This is a genomic window from Micromonospora sp. ATLC20, assembly GCF_057196585.1.
Window position 1 is genome coordinate 1 of sequence record NZ_JBXUOV010000027.1, and the last position, 13,196, is coordinate 13,196.

Here is a 13,196-nt window from a genome sequence, read left to right on the forward strand (position 1 = left end):
GCCGACCTGCGCGGCGCGGCGCGGCGGCACCCGTGGGTGGGCGGCGCGTTCGCGCTGGCGCTGATCGGGCTGGCCGGGCTGCCGCCGGGCCTGGCCGGGCTGTTCGCCAAGGTGACGGTGGTACGCGCGCTGCTGGCCGGGCACGCGGGATGGCTGGCGCTCGTGGTGGCGTTGAACGCGGTGATCGGCCTGGCGTACTACCTGCGGGTCACCGCGTCGCTCTACGCGACGCCGACCGGCGTGGCGACGGTCCGGCCCGCCCGGACCGTGGTGCTGGCGCTCGGAGTGGCCACGGTCGCCGCGGTGGTGATCGGTTTCGCACCGCAGCTCGTGCTGGACGTGGCGTCGCGCTGACCGGTTCCTGCCCGGATGGGCGACCGCTTCAGCCTGCGCACAGCAACATCCAGCCAACTTTCAGCCATGAGCCGGATGGTTGACGGGTACCGGTGTGTTGAACCGGTCAGCGGGCCTCCCGCAAGGGCCCGTGCACCGAAGGAGAGATCGTGCATCACAACCGTCTCAAGACCGCAGCGCTGCTCGGCCTGTTGACCTCGCTGATCCTCGCGATCGGCTACTGGTTCGGCGGTAGCGGCGGTCTCGTCATCGCCGTCGTCGTGTCGTTGCTGATGAACGGCGTCACCTACTTCTACTCCGACAAGCTCGCACTGCGCTCGATGAAGGCGCAACCGGTCAGCGAGGCACAGTTCCCCGAGCTGTACCAGATGGTGCGGGAGCTCTCCACGCAGGCCGGCAAGCCGATGCCCCGGCTCTACGTGAGCCCGACCGCGCAGCCCAACGCGTTCGCCACCGGCCGTAACCCGGAGAACGCGGCGGTCTGCGTCACCCAGGGCATCGTGGAGATCCTCGACTACCGGGAGCTGCGTGGCGTGATCGGCCACGAGCTGTCGCACGTCTACAACCGGGACATCCTGATCTCCAGCGTGGCGGCCGGCCTGGCCGGCATCATCACCATGCTGGCGAACCTGGCCTGGTTCATCCCGCTGGGTTCCTCGGACGACGAGGACGGCCCGAACCCGGCCGTGCTGCTGCTCACGCTGATCCTCGGCCCGATTGCCGCCACGGTGATCCAGCTCGCGATCAGCCGGAGCCGGGAGTTCCAGGCCGACCAGTCCGGCGCCGAGCTGAGCCGCGACCCGCTGGCCCTGGCCAGCGCCCTTCGCAAGATCCACATGGGTACGCAGGCGCGTCCGCTGGCGCCGCAGGGCCAGCTCGCCAGCACCGCGCACCTGATGATCGACAACCCGTTCAAGCGGGGCGGCGGCATCGCCGCGATGTTCGCCACCCACCCGCCGATGGAGCAGCGGGTGGCCCGCCTGGAGCAGATGGCCCGCAACTCCGGGCCGGTGCAGTTCCAGCGCTGACCCGCGTGACACGACGCCGCCCGCGTCCACCCGGACGCGGGCGGCGCTGTGTCTGGGCCCTGCCGTCAGATCCGGCCGGGCAGCCCGGTCCGGCCGGGCGTCAGGACGCGGCCGGCTCGGGGAGCCGGTCCGGCCGGGCGGCCAGCACCACGGCGAGCAGCACCACCCCCGCCGCCAGGTAGGCCACGGCCGGGCCGAGCAGCACGGCCACGCCGCCGAGCAGGAAGATCCCGACCCCGGAGAGGACGATGTTGCCGGCCACGATCGTCGCCTCCACCTGCCCCATCCGCTCCCGTGGCGCCAGCCGCGCGAACGTGGCCTGGGCCCCGATCAGCCACCCGCCGCCCGCTCCGACGAGCGCGTTCGCCACGGCGAGCGCCCACGCCGGGGCGTCGAGGGCCACCAGCAGACCGGCCAGCAGCAGCGCGGCGCCCAGCGCGCTCGCCGCCACCACCTGACCGGTCACCCGGGCCAGCCAGCCGCGCCGCCCCACGACGAGCACGAACACCGCGCCGCCGAACGACGACGCCGCCAGCACGACCGGCCGCCATCCGCCGGCAGCCAGATCCGGGGCGAGCGTCTCCGGCAGCCCGCCGGACAGGACTGTGGCCAGGGTAAGCAGCGCCACACCCCGCAGCACCGGATGGGCGGCGATGATCCGGATACCGGCGGTGGCGGGCGGCCGTGGACCCCGGTGCTCCTGCCGGCGTACCGGAAGGCCGGCGAGGATCGCCGCCGCGAGCAGGAACGAGACCAGGTCGATCACGAGCGCCACCCGGGGACCGAGCGCCACCGTCACACCGGCCCCGGCGAGCAGGCCGACGACCTGGCCGCTCTGGTTGGCGAACGCGGAGAGCCCGAACAGCGGCAGCCGCAGCGGCGGCTCCACCGCCTCGGCCGTGATCGCCACGTGCACGCTCGCGTACGCGGCCCGGACCGCTCCGAGCAGCCCGGCCGCCACGATCGCCGGCACCGGCTCGGGCACCGCAGCCGGTACGGCGATGAGCACCGCACCGGCGAGCGAGAGCCCGACCAGCATGGTGCGCCGGGCCGGCACGTCCAGCCAGCCGCTGAACACCGTCGCGACGAGCAGGGCGGGCACCGTGCGGGCGGCGTACACGGCGGCCGGGCCGAGGACCGAGTCGGTCTGGTCGTACGCGAGCAGCAGCAGGGCCGCCAGCCCGACGAAGTCGCCCAGCTCGGAGACACCCCGGGCGACGAGTAACCGGGCGGCGACCGGATGCCGGAACAGGGCCCGGTAACCGGGCGCGGGCGTCGCGGTGCCGGTCATCGATCCGTTGGGTCCGTTTCCTCGACGCCGACCGGCTCGTAGTCGGCCCGCTCACGCAGGCGGCGGGCCTGCTCCCGCCGGTAGCTGCCGCGGATCTGCGGATCCTGCCGGCGGCGGCGCAGCGCCACCAGGTCCTCCCACAGGTCGTCCGGCCACTCCGCGATGCCCTGCCCGGTGACCAGCTCGGCCTGCCGGGACGCCGCGAGCGTCGACCGGTGCACCGGCTGGAGGCACATCAGGGGGATGTTCCGGTAGAGCCGCACCACGTGGCCCGGCTCGGTCAGGCGCAGGATGGTCGGCAGGAACGACGTGTACCAGTCGGTCTCCACCACGCCGTCGTAGAGCTGAAGGCCGCGCTGCGCCGGCCAGTTCGGCACCCCGCGCGCCAGCAGGCACCAGCCGGGGGAGGTGCGGGCCACCACCCCGGTCACCATCTCGATCGTGTGCGGGGCGCGCGGGCCACCGGTGGGCACTGCTGGACCGCACGGACCGGCAGTGAACCCCGGAGGGTGGCGGACGCGGGCTCGGCGGGCCGGGCGTCGCCGTACAGCGAGTAGATCTCGACCCGTAGCGGCGCGACAGCCATGCCGCTCATCCGACCTCCGATCACGGCGGCGGCCGACCCGCCGTAGGCATGGACTCCGTTCGATCACCGAACCTACTCGTTCCCGGCGGGTAAGGCAGCCCCGCGCCGGCAGCCCGATGTGACCGACTCGACCACCGCCCCGCCCAGCAGGAGCGTTAGGGTCGAAGGCTGACTCACTCATTACTTCCCGGAGGTGCACACAGTGGCCGCACTGCGCCAGTACCAGGGCGTCTGGCGGATCCCCGGCGCGCCGATGCTGCTGGTTCTCGGCATCATCGGCCGGCTCGGGATCGGCATGACCCCGCTGGCGCTGCTGCTCGTCGTCGAGCAGGTCACCGGCCGGTACTCCCTGGCCGCCGTCGCCGGCGGCATCTACGCGCTCTCCGGCGCCGCGCTCAGCCCGGTCGCCGGCCGGATCGCCGACCGGGTCGGACCCACCCCCGTCCTGCTGCTCACCGCGGTCACCCACCCGCTCGCCCTGATCGGGCTGCTCGTCGCCACCCGCTCCGACAGCGGCAACCTCGGGCTGATCTACCTGGCCTCGGGCGTCGCCGGAGCCACGTACCCGCCGCTCACCGCCGCGATCCGGGGCGCCTGGAACGACCTCACCGCCCCCGCCACCGGCCGGGCGCACCTGCGCAACACCGCGCTCGCCGCCGAGACCACCCTCTTCGAGGTCGTGTTCGTGATCGGCCCGCTGCTGGTGGCCGGCTTCGTACTGTTCGCCGACGCCTCCGCCGCGCTCGTCGGCGCCGCCGTGGTCACCCTTGTCGGCACCGCCACCGTCGCGCTCGGCCGGGTCATGCGCGGCTGGCGCCCGCACCCCCGCGAGCACCACGCGCGGGGCCTCGGCCCGTTGCGGCTCGGCGGCTTCCCCGCGCTGCTGCTCTGCGTGGCGAGCCTCGGCATCGCGTTCGGCGCCTCCGGCGTCATCGTCCCGGCCTTCGCCGGGAACTCCGGCGCCGACGACCCGGAGAGCCTGGCCGGCGTGCTGCTCGCCGTCTGGGGCATCGGCAGCGCCATCGGTGGTTTCTGGTTCGGCGTACGCAAGCCCGCCGCCAACATGACCCGCCAGTTCGCCTGGCTGCTCGGCACCGTCGCGGCCAGCTTCGCCGTCTTCGCGGTGATGCCCGGCCCGGCCGCGCTCGGCGTCGCGCTGGTGCTCGGCGGCGCGGCCATCGCCCCCGCGCTCACCCTGGAGAACACGCTCGTCGGGCGGATCACCCCGGCCGGCATGCTGAACGAGGCGTACACCTGGGTGGTGACCATGTCGGTCGCGGCGAGCGCCGCCGGCGGCTCGATCGCCGGCCTGATCATCGACCACGCCGGCGGCGTCTCCTGGGCGTTCGTCTTCGCCGGGGTGGCGGTCGCCGTCGGGGCCGCGGTCGCCGCGCTGCCAGGCGGCCCGATCGCCCGGGCCGAGGCCACAGCGGTACGCGCAGAGCAGACGCTCGCCGCCTGACCGCTCACCCGCCGGCGGTCACCACCCGCTCCACCCCGGGCAGCTTCTCCACGGCGGCCCGGATCGGCGCCGGGTCCTCACCCTGCGCCAGCAGCACCGACAGGACGACCCGGCCGTCGCCGTCCGGCCGAGCCGCGACAGTCCTGCCACCGCAGCGCAGCCCGGTGTCCCCGCGCGCCTGCCCGATCCGGTAGTCGACCTCCCCGATCTGCGGCGTGGCAGCGCCGGGCCGGAAGACGACGTCCAGCCGTACCGGAGGGTCGGCCTGACACGCGGCCGACGCCGTGGCGGACGGGGTGGCCGCGCTGCCGGCGGCCGGCATCGGCGTCGCCGGTCCGGACAGCGCCGCCATGCTCGCGGCGCCGCCGGTGACGGTCACCGCGGCCACCCCCGCCAGAATCGCGGCCTGTCGCCGGCTCCTGGCGCGCCCCCGTGCGCGCACCTCGGCCGCCGGGCTGAGCCGCAGCCCGGTCATGTCCTGCTCCAACTCCCGCAGAGCCTCACCAATGCGTGCCGACATCGACTTCCTCCTTGTCGTCGGTCAGTAGAACGGCGAGCGCGGCGCGGCCCCGGGACAGGTACGACTTGACAGTCCCCTCCGGCATACCTGTGCTCCGGGCGATCTCCGCCACCGGCAGGTCGTGGAGGTGGTACAGGACGACGACCAGCCGCTGCGCGTCGGGCAGCCGGCGTAACGCCGTCAGCAACGCCACCCGGTCCGGGTTGGGCCCGGGATCCGGCGCCTGCCGGCCCAGCCGGGCCCGCGCGCCCAACCAGCGCCGCAGGCCGCGCCACCGGTTGGCCGTCAGGCGCCAGGCCACCGTCCGCACCCAGCCCTCCGGATCCTCGTACGCCCCGACTGCCGACCAGCGCTGCCAGGCCCGCGCGTACGCCTCCTGCGTCACGTCCTGGGCCTCGGCCAGGTCGCCGCAGAGGGCGTAGACGTGGTGCACGACCCGCCGCGCGGTCGCCGTGTAGAAGGCGTCGAAGTCCTCGGGGCCGTCCATGCCCACCTCCCGTATCCGCTCTCACCACTCGACACCCCGATGCGGCTCCGGCGGTTGCACCCGGATCAGGTCGCTCCGGGTCGTACCCGGTCTGGCGCGTCCACCCGTGCGGACGGGGCGTGCGGTCCGGGCTGGTCGTGCGGGCCCGCCGGCCCGGTCCGCTCCGTGTTCTGCGCTCCGGGGCGGCCGGGGCGTGCGGCGGTCGTCGCGGCGGCCAGACCCAGGGCGAGGATCGTCACCGCGCACGCCAGGAGCGTGGGGCGTGCCCCGAAGGCGGCGGTCGCCGGACCGCCGAGCATCGTGCCCAGCGGTACCGCCAGCACGGTGACCGCGCCGTTCGCAGCCAGCACGCGGGGAAGGTCGACGGTGCCGGCGCGGCGCTGGAACAACGCCGTCGCAGTCGGCTGGTAGGGCGCCCAGACCAGGCCGGCGAGCGCGAACGCGGGCAGCGACAGGACGACCGGCGCGCCCAGGCCGAGCGGGAGCAGCGCGGCGCCGAACAGCGCGACGATGCCGGCGAGCGTGGTCCGCGGCGGCCATCCGCGCAGGTGACCGGTGAGCAGCCCGCCGAGCAGCGAGCCGACGCCGAACGCGGTGTAGTAGGCCGCGAGCGTACCGGCGGAGGCGTGCAGATCGTCGGTGACGTGCACCGGCATGGCGACGTAGAACGGTCCGAAGAGGAAGAAGAACGCGAAGGACAGCGACAGCAGGCCGAGCAGTGACCGGTCTCGCCCGATGATCCGGAATCCCGACGTACGCGACGGTCCCGCCCCGGCCGGGGCTGCTCGGTCACGGACAGCGGCGGCTTCTCGATTGCGGACGACCAGGCGGTAGCTGGCGGCCAGCACGGCGAAGCTGACCGCGTCGACGGCGATCACCCACACCGCGCCGGCCCAGGCGATGAGAAGGCCGGCCAGCGGCGGGCCGACGATCGTCGCCGCCTGGCCGAACACGCCGAGCAGCGCGTTCGCGGCCAGGTGGTGCCGCTGCGGCAGCAACTCCGCCACGAGCGTGAAGCGACCGGCCGACCCCCACGGGTGCAGCAGCGAGGACACCGCGAGCAGGACGACGTAGAGACGGACGTCCAGCACCCCGGCGAGGTGGGCGGCGGGGATCGCCCCCAACGCGGCGGCGCGCACTGTCGCGTCCCAGCCGGCGAGCTGGGCCCCGCTCCGGCCACCCAGCCACCGCCCGAGCAGCAGCGTGCCGGCCGCGCCCGGCAGCGTGTACGCGGCCACCGCGAACGCGGTCCAGGTGCCGCGCTGCCCGGCCGGGGCGAGTTGCAGAGCCAGCCACGTCACCGCGACAAGGGCGAGCCCGTCACCGAGAGCGGATGTCGCGAGCCCGGGGAGCAGCCGGCGCAGGACCGGTTGACCGAGCACCGGGCGGTAGGGGAGGAGCATCGCGGGGGTCATGCTCCCACCCGACCTCATACCCGGCCGGTACCCCAAGGAAGTCGCCTTAGGGCAGAAGACGACCGTTGCGGTCCGGCCGCCGGTCGTGGCTGAACCGTGGTCTTTGCCGACGTCGCCGTCACAGGTGAGCGGGTTGCGTTGATCTGCCGCCGTAGAGGGCTGCGAAGACGCGGTGCCGCAGGATCTCGTACTGCCGGCGGCATCGCCCAGGTGGGCCCGGCGGGCGTTGCTGGACCTGACCGCCGACGACGACTTCCGGCGGCTGGAACTGGTCAGCTGTCAGGTCGACCTCGCGGCCGTCGGCCAGTCGATTCCAGTAGTGGTAGCCGATCTTGGCGTCCCCGGCGAGGACCTCGCCCAGGATCAGTTCTCCGCCGAGCAGGTCCTGAATGATCAAGGCGGTCACTCCGCATTGACCACGGGCCGGGTTGCCGGCGTGCCAATCCCGCACATCGTGTGGGTCGCAGGTATCCGCTCCCCAGCCGCTGCGCAGCACCGGCCGCAGCATCTCCAGGTCGATCGCGAGCGGGACTGATGGTTGGGCGCGCTCTTCGGACGTCATCCAGGAAGGGTCGGCCCTCGACCGGGTCGAGAGTCAAGAACATCCCCGCCAGCGGGCGCTCATCAAGAGGTGCCCGGTGCCGGCTTTATTCATGGTTGCCTGAGCGGGTGGGTGCGGGGTCGCCGCCCGGCCGTCGGTCGCCACGCAGTAGTGACGAACGACGACCAGTGGCGACGAGGCCCGCGAGGCCAGACGGCGTGACCTATGCCCTGACCTGCCAGGGTGGTCGAGCCTTACCTGTAGTTGGTGAACTGGAGCGCCAGCCCGAAGTCCTCGCCCTTGAGCAGGGCGATGACGGCCTGGAGGTCGTCCTTCTTCTTACCGGTGACGCGGAGCTGGTCGCCCTGGATCTGCGCCTGCACGCCCTTCGGGCCTTCGTCGCGGATCTTCTTGCTGATCGCCTTGGCCTTGTCCGAGTCGATGCCCTGCACCACCTTGGCGTCGATCTTGAAGATCTTGCCCGACTGCCTGGGCTCGCCGGCGTCGAGCGACTTCAGCGAGATGTTCCGCTTGACCAGCTTTTCCTTGAAGACGTCCAGCGCGGCCCGGACCCGCTCCTCGGTCTCCGCCTGGAGGCTGATCGCCTCCTCTCCCGACCAGGTGATCTCGGCACCGGTGCCGCGGAAGTCGAACCGCGTCGAGAGCTCCTTCTCCGACTGGCGGAGGGCGTTGTCGACCTCCTGCCGGTCGACCTTGCTCACGATGTCGAACGACGGGTTCGCTGCCATGCTCATGCTCCTGCTGTCCGGCGGTATGTCCTGGTCCGTCCCGCGCTGACCAGCGTGGGACCTCCTGACGGTACCCGGTTGCGGCAGTGCCGGGGGCAACCGCTATCCTTGCTTCCGCCGCCGCGTTGCGACGCGGTGGGGTGCCCTGGCGGGTTGCCCGAGCGGCCAATGGGAGCGGACTGTAAATCCGTCGCGAAAGCTACAGAGGTTCGAATCCTCTACCCGCCACCAGGTGCAGATGCGGCCCCTGACCAGCAGAGATGCTGATCGGGGGCCGTTGTCGTTGTTCTGGCCGAGTCCGGCTGAGTCCAGCCGTTGACGACTGGTTGTGGGCAGATGGTGGGCGGGGCGATCTTGCCGCTTGCTCGTCCGGGCGCTGGGGTCGCGGACGGCGTCGCCTGAGCGGCTGAGGCGGTCTGTACCTGTGGGAGACGGGCCGGGGGCAAGCCAGTCCGGGGTGTGGACTGGCGCGGCAGACGGAAGCCCTGAGCGGGTTGCTGGCTGACTTGGTCGGCTTCCGTACCGCCTGGAGCTGGTAGCGGCCCTGTGGAATCTCCGTCGTGGGGCGGCTGCCCGGCGGTCCTCGGTGGCTGACCGCCCCGGCGCCGTAGGCGGCCGGGGCGGCTTGCCGCCGGCCGGGCTCACCGCCCCGCACCGCGCGAAGCGCGGTGCCTTGATCCAGAACAGAACAATCCGGCAGTCGCGCTCCTGTTCACACACTCCTGTTCACGCGCTCGTATGCCCCTCTCGGCTAATCCGTTCGCGCCGGGTTCGAGAGAGCGATGGCAGCTCATCTCAGTCCTACTTGTTGGCGTTAGAACCCTCGACGGAGCCCCATACCACAGGGTTGGACAAGCTGCATGCTCAGCCGGTGAAAGATCTTGGACAGGATGGGCGCCCCACGCTGTCTAGCATCGTTACTTTGCTGCCCACTAACAGGGACACCATGACGACCGACTTCATGCAATCGCGGCTTTGGTTAAGAACCTTAGGATCAGACGACGCGGGACCTGGGAGTGCGCAGCGCGACCAGCTCCGTGCTTCATATCTACAATTCAGGTCGGTCGTGCGCGACCTAGCGGGCGAGATCGCTGCATCGATGCCCATGTTCACCGATCACTCAATCGAGCACATTGATGCCTTGTGGGACACTGCATCACTGCTCACTGGGGACAACTTCCCTATCAATCCCGCCGAGGCATTCGTCATGGGGGGAGCATTTCTCCTGCATGACCTGGGGATGGGGTTAGCAGCATTTCCAGGTGGAGTTGACGAAATCGTAGCTGATCCAATATACGATGATCTGTTTGCGATGGCGCTGGCAAAGTTAAAAGCTGCAAGCTCCTCGGGTGACGACGAAGATCCGTTACGCAAGATAGCTCGCGAGGATGCGATATCGACCGTACTTCGGCTTCGCCACGCCAAGCAAGCCGAGCGGCTCGTATCCCAACGTTTTCGCATCCCGGGCGGCAGCGAGTTTCCACTTCTTGAGAACACGGAACTCCGAACCGCATTCGGTCCCACTATAGGACGTATAGCCCACAGCCACTGGTTTGATGTAGATGATTTGCCGAATCATTTTCCGAATGTTCTTGGTTCTTACGCGCGACACCCGGACAACTGGCACGTCGACACACTAAAAATTGCTTGCATATTACGCTTAGCTGATGCGGTTCATATCGACAGTAGGCGTGCCCCTACATATCTTCATGCGTTTCGGAGGCCGACGGGTGAATCAAATCGCCACTGGTATTTCCAGCAACGCCTGACTAGGCCTCGGGTGACTGCTGATCGGCTGGAGTACACCTCGAATCAAGTATTCGAGGTCAGTGAAGCTGCGGCCTGGTGGTTGGCCTTCGATGCCATCGGCATGATTGATCGCGAGCTTGGCAAGGTGGATGCTCTCTGCGCAGACCTGGGTAAAGCTAGATTCCTTGTCAGATCAGTTGCCGGAGCGGAGTCTCCTGATCGGCTGGCGCGCTTCATTCCCACGTCCGGATGGCGGCCGATTGACGCGACTCTTCGAGTATCCCAAGTAAGCGACGTGGTAAGTCGACTAGGCGGGAAGGAGCTGTATGGTAATCGCCCCGAGATTGCATTAAGGGAGACTGTAGCTAATGCCGCGGATGCGGTTCGCGCCAGATCACGTCTTTATGGAGGCAGTGACCTCGCTGTGCTGGTGCGCATGAAGAAAGAAGGCGAGTCATTCTGGTTGACGGTCGAAGACCGGGGAATAGGAATGAGCGCTGAAAGGCTGGTTTCGGCGCTTACCGACTTTGGTTACTCCCATTGGCAGTCTACTGAGATGGCTCGCGAATACCCCGGCCTAATTTCTCGCGGCTTTAAGTCGACAGGAAAATTTGGGATCGGATTCTTTTCAATATTTATGATTGCCGACTACGTCGAGGTTAAAAGCTTAAAGCATTTCGACGCAGCAACAGAGACTAACATATTGGTCTTCCCGAACGGCCTGAGTACGCGGCCACTTCTGCGCGTTGCCGAGGAGGGTGAGCGGTTGCACGGTGGAGGAACGGTTCTCCGAGCGAAGCTCAAACATGATCCACTCTCCGATGATGGACTCTTCCAGACTGACATCCTGAACAAGTCACGCACCCATATGCTGAGGAGCCTTCTGTTAGAGCTCTGCGCTCTCGCCGATGTTGACATTCAACTCGACGGACCAGACGAGGGTGTAGGCGTTGAGACGTTACTACGAGGAAACGATTGGAAGACACTTCCTCCACGCGATCTATTTCGCAGAATCTACCAAAGTAGCGAAATGGATCCGGCCGAGCAAGCCATGTATGACGCATACGAGGATGTCTTTGCGGAGCATGCCCGCGAGCTTCGAGATGAGAACGGCGACATCATTGGTAGAGCCCTCTTGGCATCTGGTCTAGAATCTGAAACCGTCAAGGATCTCTGGTGGTGGCCGTCTCCGAGAGCGCAGGTGTACGTCGGAGGATTTCATGCCCATCACATTTATGATTGCCTCGGAGCGTTCTGCGGTGCACCGCTTAAAGCGGATCGTCTTTCGGCATTTCCTGTAGCTACAACAGACGAGTTGCGGCGGTGGGCCGAGTCGCAGGCCGAACTAGTTCGCAGAAGTAAGTTTGCAACGGCGCGTAGCAGATATGGCGCCGGTGACCTTGCCCGATCGGTTGGCGCAGATGTCCCATTGCTGCCGTGCGGCTTCGTGGAAGGGGGCGAGATTCTTCCGGCTGATCTTGTCGCCATGCTTCGAAATTGCGACGAGCTAGTCATGATTCCTTCCTGGGAGCTGCATGTATTTCACCGTGAAGACGGCACGGCGATGTATATCGACCAGACGAGAGGGAGGCAAGTTATTCTCCCCAGTCACGCAATCGTGTACGACTATCCTCGCTGGTTCTTCCCGCCGGAGATATTGAAGGCACCTAAGGATAGCCGCTTCTCTGAATTCGGTGCGGTTGAGCGCGGGAAGTGGAATCCACGCAGGTGGTGGCATCACACAGGAAAAGTTGGGTCAACCAAAATAATTCTAGAGGCGGCCCTGCTCGCTTGGGAGTGTCAACCGCTGGCTTTGGCCGATAGGTTTGAGTGTTTGGATTTCGATGAATCGGGTGATCGTCGCTTGGTTCTTGAGTGCCTCGATGGCGTTGGAGAGGCGCGTGTCGATGCATATCGTCTGCATCGACCATAAACTGCCTTCGAATCTATCGGCCAACGAGCGGATCACCAGGAAGGAAAAAATGTGGCTGCCGACCTGGACAAAATCGACCTCGCCTACGAGGTTCGGCTTGAACGATACAGGTACATTTTACGTCAAATAGAAGCCAACAACCAGAATACTCATCGATTCTTGGCCTTGCATCAGACGATTGCAACCAGCTTGGCTACCGCATCTATCGGTCTATTCTTGGGATATAGATCCTGGGGTATTAGTCCAGCGTTTGCTCGGGATGGTCTAATTGGGCTGATGATACTGCTGTCTTTGGCCGCAACTTTCGCTGTTCTCCTGGTTCTTGCTGGCGTTTTTTCGTGGATGGACTACCGGCGGGAAGAGTGTCAGTTGGTCAATGCGATCGCGGGCGCTGACTTCCGGGCGGCACCGCGGTGGGGAAGCTTCATTAGGTGGTACGAAACCTGGGTAATAGGCTTCATTTGTGCATCGACGCTGGCTATGTGGATTTTGGCTCTGCACCTTATGGCGGCGTTTGAATGAGAACTGAGAACACCATCGATCTCGCCTCATGGATGCCATGCTGCTAGCAGCTGCCTCAGCTTGTGCGTCCGCTAGGCTCTTTTCTCTGGGGGCGTTTATAGCGTCTAATTACCGATTGAACTACACCGTCTCGCCGGATGATGCGCTCCAATTCGAGCAGGATCGCGCCGGCCTCGATGTTGAATAGCGCTGCAAGCGCTGGGTCGGCCCTTATTTCGCGCTCATGAAATTCAGGCTCCAAGAATTCCGTTGCTTCGCGGCTTGTCCCGCTGTTTCTTGCCGAACTCCCACGGCCATGCTGGGTTTCGACCAAACCCGCCTCCCGCAGAACATCTATAGCTCGACGAACCGTTCCCCGGCTCGCTCGAAACTCGCTCGTGAGGGCACCCTCGGTTGGCAAGAGCGCTCCGGGGCGGATGATGCCAGTCTCGATGCGCTCTTTCAATTCGTCGGCGATCACGCGGTAGCGGGGCTGTCCGTAGTGCGGGGTGGGCACCTGCTCACCGTACCCGGCACTTGTCTTACCAAGTGTCAACTCAGGACCCGTTTCGACTTGTAG

Annotated in this window: 12 protein-coding genes, 1 tRNA gene and 1 pseudogene; 6 read left to right on the forward strand and 8 right to left on the reverse strand. The window is 67.6% G+C overall.

Annotated elements, in window-relative coordinates; translation table 11 throughout:
• Together AC2CHG_RS08805 and htpX are read left to right on the forward strand one after the other, a co-directional pair.
• Positions 1-354 (forward strand): annotated as a pseudogene (locus AC2CHG_RS08805) (NADH-quinone oxidoreductase subunit N); the annotation flags it as partial.
• Positions 355-503: 149 nt separating this feature from the next.
• The gene (gene htpX, locus AC2CHG_RS08810; RefSeq protein ID WP_194801442.1) at positions 504-1,382 is read left to right on the forward strand and encodes a zinc metalloprotease HtpX; all 879 of its coding nucleotides are present in this window, start codon (positions 504-506) and stop codon (positions 1,380-1,382) included.
• 100 nt (positions 1,383-1,482) lie between these two features.
• On the opposite strand, the gene AC2CHG_RS08815 is transcribed toward htpX, so the two are convergent.
• Positions 1,483-2,673, reverse strand: a complete 1,191-nt coding sequence (locus AC2CHG_RS08815; protein ID WP_484524520.1) for an MFS transporter — start codon at positions 2,671-2,673, stop codon at positions 1,483-1,485.
• Positions 2,670-3,146, reverse strand: coding sequence for a DUF6065 family protein (locus tag AC2CHG_RS08820; protein ID WP_484524521.1), 477 nt, complete (start codon positions 3,144-3,146; stop codon positions 2,670-2,672). Before AC2CHG_RS08820 ends, AC2CHG_RS08815 begins: the two co-directional genes overlap by 4 nt.
• 315 nt (positions 3,147-3,461) lie before the next feature.
• Here AC2CHG_RS08820 and AC2CHG_RS08825 point away from each other — a divergent pair, with 315 nt between their 5' ends.
• A complete protein-coding gene (locus AC2CHG_RS08825) occupies positions 3,462-4,721 on the forward strand; it encodes an MFS transporter (RefSeq protein WP_262013105.1) in 1,260 nt (419 codons plus the stop codon).
• 4 nt (positions 4,722-4,725) lie between these two features.
• Here AC2CHG_RS08825 and AC2CHG_RS08830 read toward each other — a convergent pair whose 3' ends face one another.
• From AC2CHG_RS08830 to AC2CHG_RS08850, 5 genes are all read right to left on the reverse strand, one after another.
• A complete protein-coding gene (locus tag AC2CHG_RS08830; RefSeq protein WP_484524522.1) occupies positions 4,726-5,241 on the reverse strand; it encodes a hypothetical protein in 516 nt (171 codons plus the stop codon).
• Complete coding sequence (locus AC2CHG_RS08835; RefSeq protein ID WP_484524523.1) at positions 5,222-5,728, reverse strand: SigE family RNA polymerase sigma factor; 507 nt, start codon at positions 5,726-5,728, stop codon at positions 5,222-5,224. Before AC2CHG_RS08835 ends, AC2CHG_RS08830 begins: the two co-directional genes overlap by 20 nt.
• A gap of 65 nt (positions 5,729-5,793) precedes the next feature.
• Positions 5,794-7,143 carry an MFS transporter gene (locus tag AC2CHG_RS08840; RefSeq protein ID WP_484524524.1) on the reverse strand — a complete coding sequence of 450 codons (1,350 nt, stop codon included), beginning with the start codon at positions 7,141-7,143 and terminating at the stop codon, positions 5,794-5,796.
• Positions 7,144-7,261: 118 nt separating this feature from the next.
• Positions 7,262-7,705 carry a YunG family protein gene (locus AC2CHG_RS08845; protein WP_484524525.1) on the reverse strand — a complete coding sequence of 148 codons (444 nt, stop codon included), beginning with the start codon at positions 7,703-7,705 and terminating at the stop codon, positions 7,262-7,264.
• 233 nt (positions 7,706-7,938) lie between these two features.
• Positions 7,939-8,433, reverse strand: coding sequence for a YajQ family cyclic di-GMP-binding protein (locus tag AC2CHG_RS08850; protein ID WP_194801435.1), 495 nt, complete (start codon positions 8,431-8,433; stop codon positions 7,939-7,941).
• Positions 8,434-8,580: 147 nt separating this feature from the next.
• Here AC2CHG_RS08850 and AC2CHG_RS08855 point away from each other — a divergent pair.
• The 3 genes from AC2CHG_RS08855 to AC2CHG_RS08865 all read left to right on the forward strand — a co-directional run bounded on the left by AC2CHG_RS08855 (position 8,581) and on the right by AC2CHG_RS08865 (position 12,637).
• Positions 8,581-8,664 (forward strand) — tRNA-Tyr (locus tag AC2CHG_RS08855).
• A gap of 715 nt (positions 8,665-9,379) precedes the next feature.
• The gene (locus AC2CHG_RS08860) at positions 9,380-12,115 is read left to right on the forward strand and encodes an HD domain-containing protein (RefSeq protein ID WP_366625040.1); all 2,736 of its coding nucleotides are present in this window, start codon (positions 9,380-9,382) and stop codon (positions 12,113-12,115) included.
• Between the two features lie 51 nt (positions 12,116-12,166).
• Entirely contained in the window at positions 12,167-12,637 is a 471-nt protein-coding gene (locus AC2CHG_RS08865; protein ID WP_484524526.1) for a hypothetical protein, read from the forward strand.
• A gap of 55 nt (positions 12,638-12,692) precedes the next feature.
• On the opposite strand, the gene AC2CHG_RS08870 is transcribed toward AC2CHG_RS08865, so the two are convergent.
• Positions 12,693-13,133, reverse strand: a complete 441-nt coding sequence (locus AC2CHG_RS08870) for a GntR family transcriptional regulator (RefSeq protein ID WP_484524527.1) — start codon at positions 13,131-13,133, stop codon at positions 12,693-12,695.
• Positions 13,134-13,196: the final 63 nt, after the last annotated feature.

Bases quoted from the DNA above. Each gene is read 5' to 3' on its own strand.
- AC2CHG_RS08850 (WP_194801435.1), bottom strand. From the start codon at position 8,433: ATGGCAGCGAACCCGTCGTTCGACATCGTGAGCAAGGTCGACCGGCAG.
- AC2CHG_RS08815 (WP_484524520.1), bottom strand. From the start codon at position 2,673: ATGACCGGCACCGCGACGCCCGCGCCCGGTTACCGGGCCCTGTTCCGG.
- AC2CHG_RS08835 (WP_484524523.1), bottom strand. From the start codon at position 5,728: ATGGACGGCCCCGAGGACTTCGACGCCTTCTACACGGCGACCGCGCGG.
- AC2CHG_RS08845 (WP_484524525.1), bottom strand. From the start codon at position 7,705: ATGACGTCCGAAGAGCGCGCCCAACCATCAGTCCCGCTCGCGATCGAC.
- AC2CHG_RS08860 (WP_366625040.1), top strand. From the start codon at position 9,380: ATGACGACCGACTTCATGCAATCGCGGCTTTGGTTAAGAACCTTAGGA.
- AC2CHG_RS08840 (WP_484524524.1), bottom strand. From the start codon at position 7,143: ATGACCCCCGCGATGCTCCTCCCCTACCGCCCGGTGCTCGGTCAACCG.
- AC2CHG_RS08830 (WP_484524522.1), bottom strand. From the start codon at position 5,241: ATGTCGGCACGCATTGGTGAGGCTCTGCGGGAGTTGGAGCAGGACATG.